The 14283-nt window shown below is 71.4% G+C and carries 14 protein-coding genes; 4 read left to right on the top strand and 10 right to left on the bottom strand.

Annotation, left to right across the window (positions count from 1 at the left end; all coding sequences use genetic code 11):
• Positions 1-535: 535 nt before the first annotated feature.
• The 4 genes from AC1U89_RS19725 to AC1U89_RS19710 are packed head-to-tail and all read right to left on the bottom strand — an operon-like array spanning position 536 to position 4243.
• Complete coding sequence (locus tag AC1U89_RS19725) at positions 536-1513, bottom strand: methyltransferase domain-containing protein (protein WP_479901352.1); 978 nt, start codon at positions 1511-1513, stop codon at positions 536-538.
• A 2-nt stretch (positions 1514-1515) separates the two neighbouring features.
• Positions 1516-1728, bottom strand: a complete 213-nt coding sequence (locus AC1U89_RS19720) for a DUF5989 family protein (RefSeq protein ID WP_479901351.1) — start codon at positions 1726-1728, stop codon at positions 1516-1518.
• Positions 1725-3512 carry a carbamoyltransferase family protein gene (locus tag AC1U89_RS19715; protein WP_479901350.1) on the bottom strand — a complete coding sequence of 596 codons (1788 nt, stop codon included), beginning with the start codon at positions 3510-3512 and terminating at the stop codon, positions 1725-1727. Before AC1U89_RS19715 ends, AC1U89_RS19720 begins: the two co-directional genes overlap by 4 nt.
• Entirely contained in the window at positions 3512-4243 is a 732-nt protein-coding gene (locus AC1U89_RS19710; RefSeq protein ID WP_479901349.1) for a ferritin-like domain-containing protein, read from the bottom strand. Before AC1U89_RS19710 ends, AC1U89_RS19715 begins: the two co-directional genes overlap by 1 nt.
• A gap of 56 nt (positions 4244-4299) precedes the next feature.
• Between AC1U89_RS19710 and AC1U89_RS19705 the strand changes: the two genes are divergently transcribed.
• Positions 4300-5535: a hypothetical protein gene (locus tag AC1U89_RS19705; protein WP_479901348.1), complete on the top strand. Its 1236-nt coding sequence runs from the start codon at positions 4300-4302 to the stop codon at positions 5533-5535.
• Between the two features lie 78 nt (positions 5536-5613).
• Positions 5614-6261, top strand: coding sequence for a YidH family protein (locus AC1U89_RS19700; RefSeq protein WP_479901347.1), 648 nt, complete (start codon positions 5614-5616; stop codon positions 6259-6261).
• A gap of 2 nt (positions 6262-6263) precedes the next feature.
• Here the strand turns inward: AC1U89_RS19700 and AC1U89_RS19695 are convergent, their stop codons facing one another.
• A complete protein-coding gene (locus tag AC1U89_RS19695; protein WP_479901346.1) occupies positions 6264-7133 on the bottom strand; it encodes a 3-keto-disaccharide hydrolase in 870 nt (289 codons plus the stop codon).
• Positions 7134-7306: 173 nt separating this feature from the next.
• Between AC1U89_RS19695 and AC1U89_RS19690 the strand changes: the two genes are divergently transcribed.
• Positions 7307-8689, top strand: a complete 1383-nt coding sequence (locus AC1U89_RS19690) for an ethanolamine ammonia-lyase subunit EutB (RefSeq protein ID WP_479901345.1) — start codon at positions 7307-7309, stop codon at positions 8687-8689.
• Positions 8686-9507, top strand: coding sequence for an ethanolamine ammonia-lyase subunit EutC (eutC, locus tag AC1U89_RS19685; protein WP_479901344.1), 822 nt, complete (start codon positions 8686-8688; stop codon positions 9505-9507). Before AC1U89_RS19690 ends, eutC begins: the two co-directional genes overlap by 4 nt.
• Here eutC and AC1U89_RS19680 read toward each other — a convergent pair.
• The 5 genes from AC1U89_RS19680 to AC1U89_RS19660 form a co-directional block, all read right to left on the bottom strand.
• Positions 9458-10441 carry an AEC family transporter gene (locus AC1U89_RS19680; protein ID WP_479901343.1) on the bottom strand — a complete coding sequence of 328 codons (984 nt, stop codon included), beginning with the start codon at positions 10439-10441 and terminating at the stop codon, positions 9458-9460. The two genes, eutC and AC1U89_RS19680, sit on opposite strands and share 50 nt — an antisense overlap.
• Positions 10442-10596: 155 nt before the next feature.
• Positions 10597-11175: a DUF2939 domain-containing protein gene (locus tag AC1U89_RS19675; protein WP_479901342.1), complete on the bottom strand. Its 579-nt coding sequence runs from the start codon at positions 11173-11175 to the stop codon at positions 10597-10599.
• Between the two features lie 117 nt (positions 11176-11292).
• On the bottom strand, positions 11293-11742 hold the full coding sequence (locus AC1U89_RS19670) for a cupin domain-containing protein (RefSeq protein WP_479901341.1): 450 nt from the start codon (positions 11740-11742) through the stop codon (positions 11293-11295).
• A 10-nt stretch (positions 11743-11752) separates the two neighbouring features.
• Positions 11753-13117 (bottom strand): Gfo/Idh/MocA family protein, encoded by a 1365-nt coding sequence (locus AC1U89_RS19665; protein ID WP_479901340.1) that lies wholly within the window; start codon positions 13115-13117, stop codon positions 11753-11755.
• 11 nt (positions 13118-13128) lie between these two features.
• Positions 13129-14271, bottom strand: a complete 1143-nt coding sequence (locus tag AC1U89_RS19660; RefSeq protein ID WP_479901339.1) for a Gfo/Idh/MocA family protein — start codon at positions 14269-14271, stop codon at positions 13129-13131.
• Positions 14272-14283 lie beyond the last annotated feature (12 nt).

Here is a 14283-nt window from a genome sequence, read left to right as displayed (position 1 = left end):
AAGCATGGGAAGGGCGTCGGCCGGCGACCGAACGGCTTTCAGGGGTGGACGAGCGGKAAGGCTTAGTCCGTCGTGTCCCACAAGGACGCCCTGGGTTGGAGTTGGAGCAGGTTCGCCTCAGTCGCGACGAAGCTCCGGCGCTCGGGGGGGCGGACCAAGCCGACAGGCCTGGGCTGAAATCGCCCAGGCGGTCCGGAAGGCGCCAACCTTCCGCCCGTGGGGGGCCTCCATCGGAGCGGGTTAAAAATCCGCGATCCGAAGGCTTCCGGATAACGGCTCCGCGCGAAGCGCTCTGACTTCGTCGAAACGGTATCAACATCAAAGCTACTCCGGGCGAGGCCCGGGCGCTTCGCACCCTTCCCAAACTTCGCAGCGAGAGCGCGATGACGAAAGGTCGTGCCGGTGAACACTTGCCCCCTACGGATGGCTTCGCGATCGTCTTCCCCCAGAGGGGGAAGAGGGTCCGCGTTTCGGCCTCCGCCCCCTATGGGGGCGGAAAGACCGMGAAGCGGTCAGGTGGGGGCAAGGGGGTGAGCTACGGCCCGCGCCGTCCCACCATCACGAACAACCCGCCCTCATGCCCCAGCGTCTTCATCCAGCCCACCTGGCTGAGCCAGGCCTCGAATCTCCAGTTGTCGGCCGCCGGTTCGAACAGGTCGTCGGGCTCGTCGCCGATCAGGGTGCTGGGATAGGCCCGCACATAGTCGACACCGGTCTCGGCGAACCACCTCAGCACCTCGCCGTGGGTGTGCCGGTGCTCCTCCGGGTGCCGGTACTGGTCGCGCAGCCAGGCGGCGTGGCGGTCGGGTTCGGCTTCGCGGGAGCGCAGCACCGGGTCGAAGGGGATCCAGCGGAAGCCGGTCAGACGGGCGACGGTGCGTCTCAGCCGCAAGGGCAGCCTGGCGACAGCGTTGTAGAGGCCCAGCACGACCATGCCGCCGTCCGGCCTGGCCAGCCGCACCAGTCGAGCGAAGGCCGCCCTCGGGTCGGGCGTATGGTGCAGCACGCCCAGGCTCACCACCACGTCGAACGCCCCCTCGGCCAGGCCCGGGGCGTTGAGGTCGGTTTCGACGAACGCAACGTTCCGCGAGCCGAACCGGCGGGCGGCCGCCGCGCCCAGGTCCAGCGAGGCGCGGGTCAGGTCGGCGCCCACCACCAGTCGGTCGGCGCGGGCCAGGTACAGGCTCATCTGGCCGGTGCCGCAACCGACCTCGACGATCCTGGCGTCTCCGGGGATGGCGCGGTCCAGCAGGCGGGCGAAGGGGCTGCGCTCGGCCCGGGCGCGCAGGCCGTCCAGGCTGTCGCGCGGCGGATAGCCGGGGAAGGGGGCGTGGCCGTAGAAGGCGCGGACGGCTTCGGTGCGGGCGTCGCCCGGCAGGCGCAGGTCGACCACGCCGCCCGCCGCGCCGTAGCGGGCGCCGCAGCCCCGGCAGGCCCAGTCGGCCGCCAGGGCGCCCCCGCAAACCGGGCAGGCCAGCAGGGCGCGCAGCTCGGCGCTGGGCGCGTCGTCCACGCTCAGAAGATCGCGTAGACGAACGGCGCCAGGGCCTCGACGGTGACGGCCAGGATCAGGATCGCGCCGGTCAGGCACAGGAAGACGGCCAGGGGCGCCAGCCAGCGGCGGCCCAAGCGGTCGCGCCAGAGACCCTTGACCAGGTCGGCGGTCGAGCCGGCCATGCTGCCCAGCAAGATCATCTGGCGATGGATGCGTCCACGACGGCGGATCATGCGAGTTCCTCCTGTGGTTCATTCGGTTCTTTGGGGGAAGCCTGCGCCAGGGCGCGCTTGACGATCCGGGACCGGCCGACGACCAGGACGTCGATCCCGCAGCGCCGGAACGTGGAATAGCCCTCGACCACCCGGTTGACGATCGGCTCGCCGGCCAGGTTGAACGAAGTGTTCAGCAGCACCGGCATGCCCGAGCGGCGGCCGTAGGCCTCCAGCAGGGCGTGCAGTCGCGGGGCCATGTCGCGCTCGACGGTCTGGACCCGGGCGGTGCCGTCCACGTGGGTGACCGCCGCCAGCCGCTCGCGCCATTCGGGGCGCACCGGGAAGACGCCGGACATGAACCGCGCCAGCCGCGCCCCGCCGGGGGGCAGCTCGAAATAGCGGTCGGCCGCCTCGATCGGCACCACGGGGGCGAAGGGGCGGAACTCCTCGCGGTACTTGATGTCGCGGTTCAGCCGGTCGCGCATGGCGGCGTCGTGCGGCGCGGTGAGGATGCTGCGGTGACCCAGGGCCCGGGGGCCGAACTCGGTGGCGCCCTCCATCCAGCCGACGACGCGATCGGCCGCCAGGTCGTCGGCGGTCTGCTCGATCAGGGCGGCTTCGTCGAGGGTGGCGACCGGCAGGCCGTCCTCGCCGGCCAGGCGGGCCAGCTCGGCGTCGTCGATCGAGGGACCCCAGAACGGATGGTCGGGCACGTCGCGGTCCGGGTTGCCGAAGTGGATGCGGTCGGCGTAGAGCGCCGCCCCCAGGGCCGAGCCGGCGTCGCCGGGGGCGGGCGGCACGAACAGCCGCTCAAAGCCGCTCTCGGCCAGGATGCGGGCGTTGGCCACGCCGTTCAGCGCCACCCCGCCGCCCAGGCACAGGTCGGGGAGGCCGGTCTCGGCGTGGAGGCGGCGGGTCATGTCGACCAGGATCTCCTCCAGCACGGCCTGGACGCTGGCGGCGATGTCGGCGAAGCGGCGGCCCTCGGGCGTGGCCAGGTCGATGGGCTCGTAGGCCTGGCGGGGCGGACCGAACAGCTCGACGAACCGCTTCGAATAGGACCGCGCCACCGTCGTGTGGAAGGCGAAATAGTCCAGCTCCAGGGCGAAGGCCCCGTCGCCGGTGCGGCGGATCACCCGGCGGACCTGGTCGACCATCGTCGGGCGGCCATAGGCGGCCAGGCCCATGACCTTGTACTCGCCCTCGTTGACCGCGAAGCCCAGATAGGCGGTGAAGGTCGAGTACAGCATGCCCAGCGAGTGGGGGAACCGCACCTCGCGGTCGAGGACGATGCTGGTCGGGCCGTTCAACGTCCTCTGGCCCCGTCCCACGGTCAGGGTGGCCCATTCGCCGACCCCGTCGGTGGTCATGATCGCCGCGTGGCGGGTGGGAGCGGTCAGGAAGGCCGCGGCGGCGTGCGACTGGTGGTGCTCGGTGAACAACACCTTGTCGCGGCGCACGCCCAGCTGGGCGGTGATCAGGCCGCGCACCCAGGCCTTCTCGCCCAGGCTGTTCTTCATGGCGTGGGCGAAGGCGCCCCGGCCGTGGGGGAAGGCGCGCAGGGCGCTGATCAGGATGCGGTCGAACTTCAGCATCGGCCGCTCGTAGAAGACCACGGCGTCCAGGTCGTCGGGCTCCAGGCCCGCGCTGTCCAGGCACCACTCGATGGCCTCCAGCGGGAAGGCCGCGTCGTTCTTGCGGCGCGACAGGCGCTCCTGCTGCACGGCCCCGACCGGCAGGCCGTCAACCACCAGGGCCGCGGCGGCGTCGTGATAGTGGGCCGAGACGCCGAGGATCCTCATCAGTATTGCCGTTTCAGGGCCGCGCCGTTGCGCTCGGCGGCGATGGGGGTCCAGCCCTCGGGCTCGCGGCGTTGGGCGCGGCGGGCGGCCAAGGCGAAGGGCGGCAGCAGCACGAAGTACTGCAGGGTCAGCACCACCGTGCCGATCACGCCGGCCAGGGCCCCGGCGAAGCGCAGGTACAGCGACCACAGGCGGCGCAGGCGGGCCATCCACAGCAGGCGTCCGTGGTCCTTCGGCGCGACCCGCAGCAGTTGGGCGTGGGTGTAATTCATGTGGAACGCCTCGTCGTGGCAGACCTTCTCGAAGACCTCGCGGGTCGGCGGGTCGCCGTCGAGCACGGCGATGTAATGGGTGAAGTCGCGGGCGGCGGCCTTTTCCGACAGGTGCAGGAAGGCCAGCAGCGCCCCGTCTCGCTCCTGCTCGACGCGCAGGTCGTCCAGGCCGCGCTCGCCCGGGGCCAGCCAGTCGGCTCGGCCCTCCGTCTCGGGGCCTGGCGGCAGGGCGGCCATCAGGGCCAGGCCGCGCTGGCGGAACAGGCCGGCGTGGCGCTGCTCGTCCAGGGCGTGGACCAGGAACAGGCGGCGGAGGAGGGGGTCCTTGGTCTGCTCGGCGGCCCGGACCAGGTCGCGACCCCCGTCCGCCTCGACCTCGGCGAAGCGCAGGAGGTTGTTGGCGCGCCGCCGGGCGTCGCGCCAGACCCATCGGTGGACCGATGACAGCGGGGATTGCATGGGGCAGGGTCCCTTCTGGCGGTCATCCAACAGCATCCGCGAGGGAGGATCAACACTTGGCTGAGCGGGCCGAAGGCCCCGTCGCGGCGCCGTCGAGGGCGCGCCGCCTGGCGGCCGAGCTGATCGTGGCCCTGCTCGGCCTGGCCCTGCTGGGCTGGGCGGCGGCGGCCGACACGCACTGGCTGGACCGCCACGTGCTGCCGGACTTCTACACCCCTCGCGAACGGCAGGTGCTGATCCTGAACCTCCTGCGCGGGGCGGCGGCGGCCCTGGGCCTGGCGCTGGTCTTCGTCGTGCGGCCGTGGGCCGGGCGGAGGCTGGAGCGCACGACCCTGGCCCGCCTGGCCTACGACGTCGGGCCGCTCGCCCTGGCCGTGGTGCTGTCGCTGGCAGCCAGCGAGTTCCTGCTGTCGCGCCTGCCCTGGCTGGGGACGCAGGAGGTGCCCGCCCGGCGCGAGCCGCTGCGCCATCGCGATCCCCGCCTGGGCTGGGTGTTCGACCCCTCCCGCGAGGGCCTGGGCAAGCCGCTGGGCGGCCGGCGGATCGCCTACGCCTTCGACGCCCAGGGCCATCGCGTCCGCCGCCTGGGCGATCGGGTGGACCTGGCCCGGCCGACCATCCTGTTCACCGGCGAGTCCGTGATGGTCGGCCACGGCCTGACCTGGGCGGAGTCGCTGCCCGCCCAGGTCGAGGCCCTGACCGGCGTTCAGAGCGCCAACCTGGCCGTCGAGGGCTACGCYACCGACCAGTCCTATCTGCGGCTGCGTGACGAGTGGGCCGGCTTCCAGAAGCCGGTGGCGGTGGTCGCCCTGTTCATGCCGTCGCTGCTGCGGCGGACGCTGGACGTCGACCGCCCGCATCTGGACCCCGACCTGACCTGGCGGCCGCCGGTCCGCTCGCTGAAGCTGGCCGAGGTGGCGCGGCGGGCCGTGCCCTACCGCTCGGAACGCGACATCGACCGCGGCGTGGCCACCAGCCGGGCCGCCCTGGCCGACACGGTCGCCCTGGCCCGGCGTCGAGGTGCGGTTCCGCTGATCCTCGTGCCGCAACTGCGCCCGGAGACCCCGGTCGAGGCGCGGCTGCGCCGCCGCGTCCTGGACGAGGCGGGCCTGCCCTATGTGATCGTGCGCATCGATCCCGCCTGGCTGATCCCCCACAACCGCCACCCCGACGCCCGGGCCTCACGGGCCATGGCCCAGGCGGTGGCCGGCTATCTGGCGACGCACAGCGTGGCGAGCGCCGCATCAAGCGCCTCATCGAGCGCCTCAGGGAACCGCGTCACGGCGAACTAGGGGAAACCCGGATGGACCCTGGCCCTCGGCCCCGCGACTCTCGCGTCCGACCGCCAACTCGCCGGGATGCGCATCACCATGTCCAACAAGCCGGCCAACAGCGTCCCCAAGCGCCCCGCGCGGATCGAGCTGCCGCCCGTGCCGCCGCTGCCGCAGGTCAGCGACAAGCCCGAGGTCGCCTCGACCCAGTATTCCACCCACCGCACCAAGCTCTCGACCTTCCGGACCCAGCTGTCGGAGCACCGGACCGACCTGTCGGAATACCGCACCGACCTGTCGACCTTCCGGACCGACCTCTCGACCCACCGCACCGAGATGTCGATGCGGCGCACCGGCATGTCGTTCCAGCGCACGCGGATGAGCGACGACCGCACCCTGATGTCGGTGATCCGCACCTCGCTGTCGCTGATCGGCTTCGGCTTCACGATCTACCAGACGTTCCAGAAGTTCCACGACGCGGGGGCTATCGCCAATCCCAACGCGCCTCGCAATTTCGGCATCATCCTGGTGCTGCTGGGCATCGTCATGCTGATCGTCGGCATGGTCCATCACGTGCAGTTCATGATGGAGCTGAAGAAGACCCGGCACGAGATGAAGCGTCAGGGGCTGATCCACGGGGACAGCCGCTTCCCGGTCTCGATCACGTTCATGGTCTCGCTGGGCCTGCTGCTGCTGGGCTTCGCGGCCATCGCCAACATGGTCTTCAGCGTGGCGGTGTTCGGGTAGGGCTAGGGCGCCGCCACCTTCGGCAGGCTGGTGATCGGCTCCAGCACGATGTCGCGGAAGAAGGTCTCGGCCCCCTCCGACTGCAACTGGATCGCGCCGTGGGTCAGGGGCGCGCCGTCGGCCTTCAAGTCGCGGACCTCCAGCACCGGCACGCCATTGACTACATGGATCGCGCGGTCACCCAGCACGTAGAGGTCCAGGGTGTTCCATTCGCCGGCCGGCTTCTCGGCGTCGCGATAGGCCTCGACGTTCCAGTTCGCCGTACCGCCCTTGACCGTCTGGACGCGGCCGTCGGGCGCGAACCGCAGCTTGGGCGGGATCAGGGCGGGATCGTCGACGGCGGTGGTCGTGGCGCTGATCGCCTCGCCCACCGGCACGACCATGCCGATCGAGCCGGTCATGATCTCGAACTCCACCGCCTGGCTCCAGGTGCCCCACACCGCGCCCGGCGCGCCGTGGCTGTGATAGAGCAGGCCGTTATTGGGCGCCTGGGTCTCGCGCGGCGCCCAGCGGCCCTTGCCCCACTTGTATTGCAGACGCAGGTGATAGTCGTGGAAGTCGCCGCGGTGGACCAAGCTGCCCCAAACCTTGCCGTTGACGTAGAGCGCCGGGCGGCCGTCCTCGACCACCACCTTGAAGATGTCGGCGCTCTGAGCGCCCACGCCGATCGGGGCGATGGCGGGCCGCTTGTAGGTCAGGGCCGGGTCGGCATAGCCCAGCCAGGCGTCCCAGTCCTTCAGGTCTTTGCCGTTGAACAGCACGGTCGCCGGGCCGGCGGCCTTAGGGACGTCGGTCAGGGTCAGGGGCGAACTGGGCGCGGCGAGGGCGGGCGTGGCGGCCAGAGCCAGGGTGAAGGCCAGGGTCTTGAACATGGATCCTCCCGCGCCCCTTCTCCGAGGCCGCCGGCAAGGTAGCTGACAGCGTTGTCGGCGCAAGGCCGCGATGGTCGTAGACGGGCGCCCGCCGAACCGGCAGACGGCCCTCGAAAGCCTCCGTCCCGCGCCGTCCGCTTCCCAGCCGCGCCCATCGGCGCCACCTTCACCGCATGGCCTATCGCGCGACCCTGGGCGGAACCACCTGGACCTTCGAGACCCTGGCCGACCTGATGGCCAAGGCCTCGCCGCCGCGTTCGGGCGACGCCCTGGCCGGGATCGCCGCGACCAGCGCCCAGCAGAATGTCGCGGCCAAGACGGCCCTGGCCGACCTGCCGCTGAAGACTTTCCTGGACCAAGCCCTGGTGCCCTACGAGACCGACGAGGTCACGCGCCTGATCCTCGACGGCCACGACGCAGCGGCCTTCGCGCCGGTGGCCTCGCTGACCGTGGGCGGGTTCCGCGACTGGCTGCTTTCGGAGCTGGCGACGCCCGCCGCCCTGGCCGCCCTGGCGCCGGGCCTGACGCCTGAGATGGCCGCGGCGGTCAGCAAGCTGATGCGCAACCAGGACCTGATCCTGGCGGCTTCGAAGTGCCGGGTGACGACGCGGTTCCGCAACACCATCGGCCTGGCCGGGACCATGGCCGTTCGGCTGCAGCCCAACCATCCGACCGACGACCCGGCCGGGATCACCGCCTCGATCCTGGACGGCCTGCTGTACGGCTGCGGCGACGCGGTGATCGGGATCAACCCGGCCAGCGACAGCCTGTCGGTGCTGGGCGACCTGACCCGGCTGATGGACGACCTGATCCGGCGGTTCGAGATCCCCACCCAATCCTGCGTCCTGACCCACGTGACCACGGCGATCCAGCTGATCGAGCGCGGCGCGCCGGTCGACCTGGTGTTCCAGTCGATCGCGGGGACGCAAGCCGCCAACGCCAGCTTCGGCGTCACCCTGGACCTGCTGCGCGAGGGGCTGGAGGCGGGACGGTCGCTGAACCGGGGGACAGTCGGCGACAACGTCATGTATTTCGAGACCGGCCAGGGCTCGGCCCTGTCGGCCGGCGCGCATCACGGCGTTGACCAGCAGACCCTCGAGGCCCGGGCGTACGGCGTGGCCCGGGCGTTCGAGCCGTTGCTGGTCAACAGCGTGGTCGGCTTCATCGGCCCCGAATACCTCTATGACGGCAAGCAGATCATCCGGGCCGGGCTGGAGGACCACTTCTGCGGCAAGCTGCTGGGCGCGCCGTTGGGAGTGGACGTCTGCTACACCAACCACGCCGAGGCCGACCAGGACGACATGGACAGCCTGCTGACCCTGCTGGCCACGGCGGGCGTCACCTTCGTCATGGGCGTGCCGGGCGCCGACGACGTGATGCTGAACTACCAGTCCACCTCGTTCCACGACGCCCTCTACATCCGCGAGTTGCTCGGCCTGAAGCGCGCGCCGGAGTTCGAGGCCTGGCTGGAGCGGGCGCGGATCGTCGGGGCCGACGGACGGCTGGCCCCCCGGGTCGCCGGCCATCCGCTGCTGACCGCCGGAAGCGTCGGATGAGCGCCCCCCCTTCACGTCCAGGCGTCACGCCCGATCCCTGGACCGCCCTGCGCCGCCATACCCCCGCTCGCATCGCCCTGGGGCGGACGGGCTCCAGCCTGCCGACGACCGAGGTGCTGGGCTTCGCCCTGGCCCACGCCCAGGCCCGMGACGCCGTCCATGCGCCGTTCGAGGCCGAGGCGACGGCGGAAGCGATCCAGGCCCTGGGCCTGCAGACGGTGATCGTCGACAGCGCCGCGCCGGACCGGGCCTCGTACATGCGCCGGCCGGACCTGGGGCGGACCTTGTCGGAGACGGGCCGCGCCGCCCTGGTGGCCCGGACGCGCGGGGCCTGCGACCTGGCGATCGTGGTCGCCGACGGCCTGTCCAGCACCGCCGTCCACGCCCACGCCGCGCCCCTGGTCGAGGCCCTGCTGCCGGCGGTGAGGACGGCKGGCTGGCGGCTGGCCCCGGTGGTCGTCGCTCGTCAGGCCCGCGTGGCGCTGGGCGACGCGGTCGGCGAACTGCTGGGCGCGCGGCTGATGATCCTGCTGGTCGGCGAGCGGCCGGGCCTGTCGTCGCCCGACAGTCTGGGGGCCTACATCACCTTCGCGCCTAAGGTCGGGCGCAGCGACGCCGAGCGCAACTGCGTCTCGAACATCCGGGCGGAGGGGCTGAGCTACGACGCGGCGGCGTTCAAGCTGGCCTGGCACGCCCGCGAGGCCCTGCGGCTGGGGCTGACCGGGGTGGGTCTTAAGGACGAGAGCGACACCGCCGCCCTGGAGGCCGTCACACCCCCGCGTATCGTTCCAGCAGGATCGCGATCGCCGACAGGCTGACGCAGGAGACGGCGGTGGTCAGGGCCACGATCCGCGCCCCGCCGCGCTCGAACACGCTGTAGGCCTTGGTCTGGATGAAGACGTTGACCGCCGTCGGGGTGGCGGCCAGCAGGGTCGCGCCCAGGCGGAAGGGCAGGGGGGCGTCGACCAGGTCCGCGGCGAACCAGACGAGCAGCGGCAGCACCAGCAGTTTGCCGACGGCGGCGACGATGATCGGCGTCCAGCGCGGGATCGGCGGGGGCTCTTCCTCGCTCGGTTCGCAGGGGACGCCGGCGGCGGGAAGGCCGGTCAGGCCCAGGGCGACGCCGAGGGCGACCAGGGCCACGGGGCTGCCCGAGGCGGCCGCGGCGGCCACCGCCCGGTCCAGCACGCCGGGCAGGGACAGGCCCAGCAGGGCCATGGCCGACCCGGTCATGGCCGCCAGAACGATGGGATTGCGCAGGGCCTGCATCAGCGAGCGCCAGGTCGAGCGGCCGCCGGCCCAGCCCAGCAGGCCCACGCCGATGGCCGCCACGACGACGAAGTCCACGGCGACGGCGCCGGCCGACAGCCGCGCGGCCTCTGGGCCCAGCACGGTGGCGGCGATCGGCAATCCCAGGAAGGCGCTGTTGCCCAGGCTGGCCGACAGCGAGCCGCCGGCCCGTTCCTCGCGCGTCCATTTGAGGGCGCCGCCGATGGCGGCCATCAGCACCACGACCAGCAGGGCGCAGGCGCCGTAGGCGGCCAGCCCCAGGGCCAGGGACCGATCGGGCGCGCCGACCCGCGACAGCGAGTGCACCAGCAGGGCCGGGAAGCCGATCCAGTAGACATAGGACGACAGGCCCGCCGACATCCGGGCGTCGAACAGCCGCAGCCGGGCCAGGGTGACGCCCGCCGCGACCAGCAGGAAGAACGGCAAGACCCGCTGCGGCACGTCGAGCAGGAGATGGATCAAGGCGCTACCATGGAACTGCGGGGCGGCGATAAGCGCGCCGTCCGGCGGGATTGACGCCCGGAAGAGAGTCGGGGCGGAAACAAGGCAAGGCTCGATACCACCGGCGAAGGCGGGCGGTCCAGCGGCGCTCGTCGCATGGCGGGGTCAGGACCGGCTCAGCGCTCGTCCAGAGGCAGGCGGATATGCACCAGCCGCCAGGTGAACAGCTTGTCGCGCCGGAAGGTGAAGACCGTGATCCTGGCCGGCTGGCCGGGGCGCTTGACGCTGATCCGTACGCGGTTGGGGTCCCAATAGGCGATCATGGCGTGGGGACCGGCCACGGCGGCCTTGGCCTTGTCCATGGCCGTGGCCGGCTTGGGCGGGACGGGCGGCGCCGCGCCGGGCGCGTAGCCGCGGGTCAGGGCCGACAGCCCCTGGATGGTCAGGTAGCGGTCGACCTTGGGCTCGGGCGGGGCGATCGGCGCGATGGCCCGCTTGAAGACGCCCAGCGGGTCGCGCCACAGCGAGGGCGGCTCGGCCGGCGCGGCGGCGGCCGGCGTCTTCTCGTCCAGCTCGGCGGTCAGGCTGCCCCGGACGGCCGGGAAGTCGACCAGTTCGCTGATCGCCTGCACGTCCTCGTACTGGGCGGCGGCCTTGAGGGCGCGGAAAGCGAACCAGGGCGCGGTGGCGAAGGCGACGGCGAAGACCACGATGCCCAGGACCAGCAGGTCCCAGATCCGTTTTTGCACAGTCATCGCCGCCCCCGCGCGAAGAAGGTTAAGGTTCGCATAGACACCCTAATCCCCGGCGCGCCGCAAGGTTTCTCGCGCGGCGCGGGACGAACGCCGAAGCGACGGGCGCGGGACGGTCCGTCAGCGTCCGGTAGGGGCGGCCGATTTCCAGTTGATGACGTGATAGACGGCGTCGGTCGTCCCGATGTTGCGCAGGGCGTGCGGACTGTTGGAGGGGTTGAAGATCACGCCGCCGGGGCCGACCTTCTTCCAGACGCCGCCGGACAGGGTCTCGACCTGGCCCTCGCGGATGATGACCAGCTCCTCGTTGGGATGGGTGTGCGGCGGATGCGAGCTGGTCCCGGGCCGCAGCCTGGTGACGTGCATCTCCAGCTCCTCCAGGGTCGCGGTCGGGCCCTTGGTGATCTGGGCGTAGGTCCCGACGTCGGTGTCGTGCGGCTTCAGGTCCTCCCAGGTGAACACCGAAGGGCCGAGCAGGGCTGGTTTCGGAGCCTGGGCGACCGCGACGCCCGCCAGGGTCAGGACGGCCGCGCCGGCGGCGACCGCGATGTCGCGCTTGGTGATCTTCATGGCGGGGTCCTCAGAACGTGTAGGGCGCGCGTTGCGGGCGGCTGAGCAGGGCGTTGGCGGCGTCGTCGCCGATGAAGCGCTCGGCCTTGGGATCCCAGTGCAGCCGCCGGCGCGTCTTCATGGCGGCGTGGTGCAGCAGGCAGGTCGAGCAGGCGCGGTGGCCGACCTCGACCGGGGCGGCGGGCGGCTTGCGGCTGCGGATCGAGTCCAGCCAGTCGCCGTGCTGCTCCTCGGAGCGGCGCAGATGGACCTCGTCGGGGCCGATGACGCTGTCCAGGATCTTGGGATCGCTGGCGGCCAAGGCCGGGCGGGGCTTGGCGCCGAAGCTGGGGTCGCTGGCCGTGACGGCGGCGTCGCGGGCCACGAAGATCCAGCCCTTCGTGCCGATGAACTTCACGCCGTTGGGGAAGTCGCCGGAGATGTCCATGGTCACGCCGTTGGCGTAGCGGGCGTGGGTCAGGAACTTGCCGTGCACGTTCCACAGGCCGCTGGTCGGGAACTCGGCCGAGCCCCAGATCTCGACGGGTCCTGAATGCTCCATGTCCATGCCCCAGTGGGCGGTGTCGACATGGTGGGCGCCCCAGCCGGTGATCATCCCGGCCCCGAACTGCTCGCAGCGCAGCCAGCCGGGACGGTCGAACGAGTCCTGCGGGTGGACGCGCAGCTCGGTGTAGTAGACCTCGGGCGTGGAGCCGAGCCAGGCGTCGTAGTCCAGGTTCGGCGGCACGGCCATTCGCGGCGCCTCAGGGCCCGAGGGATCGCCCGGCAGGCCGACCTCCACATGCTTGAGGTCGCCGATGCGGCCGTTGCGGACGAGCTCGCAGGCGCGGTGGAACTGCGGCCAGGGCTTCAGCGAGCGCTGCTGCGAGCCGATCTGGACGATGCGGTCGGTCTTGCCCACCGCGTCGCTGAGATAGCGCCCCTCGGCGATGGTGATCGAGGCGGGCTTCTGCAGGTAGACGTCCTTGCCGGCCCGCACCGCGTGGACGGCCGGGATGGCGTGCTGGTGGTCGGGCGTGGCGATGATCACCGCGTCGATGTCCTTGGACGCCAGCAGCTCGCGATAGTCGCCATAACCGACCGCGCCGTCCCAGGGGCGGCCGAACTTCTTGGAATAGGTCTCGTTGACCAGCRCCTTGCCGGCCGCGAGCCGCTTGGAATCCAGGTCGCAGACGGCCAGGATCTGGGCGTGGTCGTATTTGAAGGTCTCGGCCATGTCGTGGCCGCGGGCGATGCGGCCGGCGCCGATCACGCCGACATTGATGCGGTTGCTGGGGGCGTTCTGGCCGAACACCGTTGAGGGCACGACCGTCGGGAAGGCGATCGCGGCCGCGCCGGCGGCCTGCAGGACATGGCGGCGGGAGAGCTTGCTCATGGGCGTGCGCCTCAAGCCGTGATCGGTCGGGTGGCGTTCTTCTGGGCCGTTAACACCAGCTCGGCCGCCAGCAGGGCTTGGTCCTGGTCCTGGGCGATGGAGGTGCGCTCGACGATGTCGCTGACGAACTGCGGGCCGAACGGCAGCTGGACCTGGCTGCAGTCGATGTAGCGGGCCTGCTTCTTGTCGACGATCAGCAGGTGATTACCGCCGGGCCGGCCCAGCGGGTCGATATATTTGCGCAGCTCGATATAACCCTCGGTTCCCAGCAGGAACAGCCGGCCGTCGCCCCAGACGCCCAGGCCGTCGGGCGTGAACCAGTCGACCCGCACATAGCCCGTGCCGCCGTCGCCCAGGGCGGTCATGTCGCCGAAGTCCTCGAACCTGGGATGGTCGGTGTTGTTGAAATTGCCGGTCTGCGAGGCGACCACCTTGGCGGTCCTGCTGCCGGTGTAGAACAGGAACTGGTCGGCCTGGTGCGAGCCGATGTCGGTCAGGATGCCGCCGTAGCGGGCCTTGTCCCAGAACCAGTCGGGCCGTCCCGTGCCGATCCGGTGCGGCGCCAGGTTGACGGTCTGGACGACCTTGCCGATCGCGCCGGCCTGGACCAGCTCGCCGGCCTTGATCGCCGCCGGCACCTCCAGCCGCTCGGAATACATGATCGCGTACTTGCGGCCGGTCTTCTTCACCGCCGCCCGCACCTGGGCCAATTGCGCCAGGGTGATGATGCCGGGCTTGTCGGCCAGATAGTCCTTGCCCGCCGCCATGACCCGCAGGCCCAGCGGGGTGCGCTGGTCGGGAATGGGCGCGGCGGCGACCAGCTGGATGGACTTGTCCTGTAGGATCTCGTCCTCGCTGCGCGCCAGGGGCACGTCGCCGAACTGCTTGCGGAAGTCGGCGATCTGCTTGGGATCGGTGGCGTAGACGCTGACCAGCTCGCCCCCGCCGCGCTTCACGGCCGCGGTCATGCTCAGGATGTGGTAGTGATCCAGGCCGATCACCGAGAACCGGATCTTGTGCTTCGGCGTCAGGGCCGGCCCCGGGGCGGCGACCTCCTGGACGGGCTGGGCGGCGGCGCCGGAGGCCATGGCCGAGGCGACCCCGGCCGTTCCAGCCGCCATCAGGAACGCGCGTCGGCTCGCCGAGTCTTCCATGTCGTCTCWCCC

This window comes from Caulobacter sp. 05T431, from assembly GCF_056665975.1.
Note: the sequence above shows the minus strand (reverse complement) of the source record. Positions and strands in the feature narration are given on the sequence as shown.

Coding starts and splice junctions, on each gene's coding strand:
- AC1U89_RS19720 (WP_479901351.1), bottom strand. CDS start 1,728: ATGATCCGCCGTCGTGGACGCATCCATCGCCAGATGATCTTGCTGGGC.
- AC1U89_RS19715 (WP_479901350.1), bottom strand. CDS start 3,512: ATGAGGATCCTCGGCGTCTCGGCCCACTATCACGACGCCGCCGCGGCC.
- AC1U89_RS19710 (WP_479901349.1), bottom strand. CDS start 4,243: ATGCAATCCCCGCTGTCATCGGTCCACCGATGGGTCTGGCGCGACGCC.
- AC1U89_RS19700 (WP_479901347.1), top strand. CDS start 5,614: ATGTCCAACAAGCCGGCCAACAGCGTCCCCAAGCGCCCCGCGCGGATC.
- AC1U89_RS19695 (WP_479901346.1), bottom strand. CDS start 7,133: ATGTTCAAGACCCTGGCCTTCACCCTGGCTCTGGCCGCCACGCCCGCC.
- AC1U89_RS19690 (WP_479901345.1), top strand. CDS start 7,307: ATGGCCTATCGCGCGACCCTGGGCGGAACCACCTGGACCTTCGAGACC.
- AC1U89_RS19675 (WP_479901342.1), bottom strand. CDS start 11,175: ATGACTGTGCAAAAACGGATCTGGGACCTGCTGGTCCTGGGCATCGTG.
- AC1U89_RS19670 (WP_479901341.1), bottom strand. CDS start 11,742: ATGAAGATCACCAAGCGCGACATCGCGGTCGCCGCCGGCGCGGCCGTC.
- AC1U89_RS19660 (WP_479901339.1), bottom strand. CDS start 14,271: ATGGAAGACTCGGCGAGCCGACGCGCGTTCCTGATGGCGGCTGGAACG.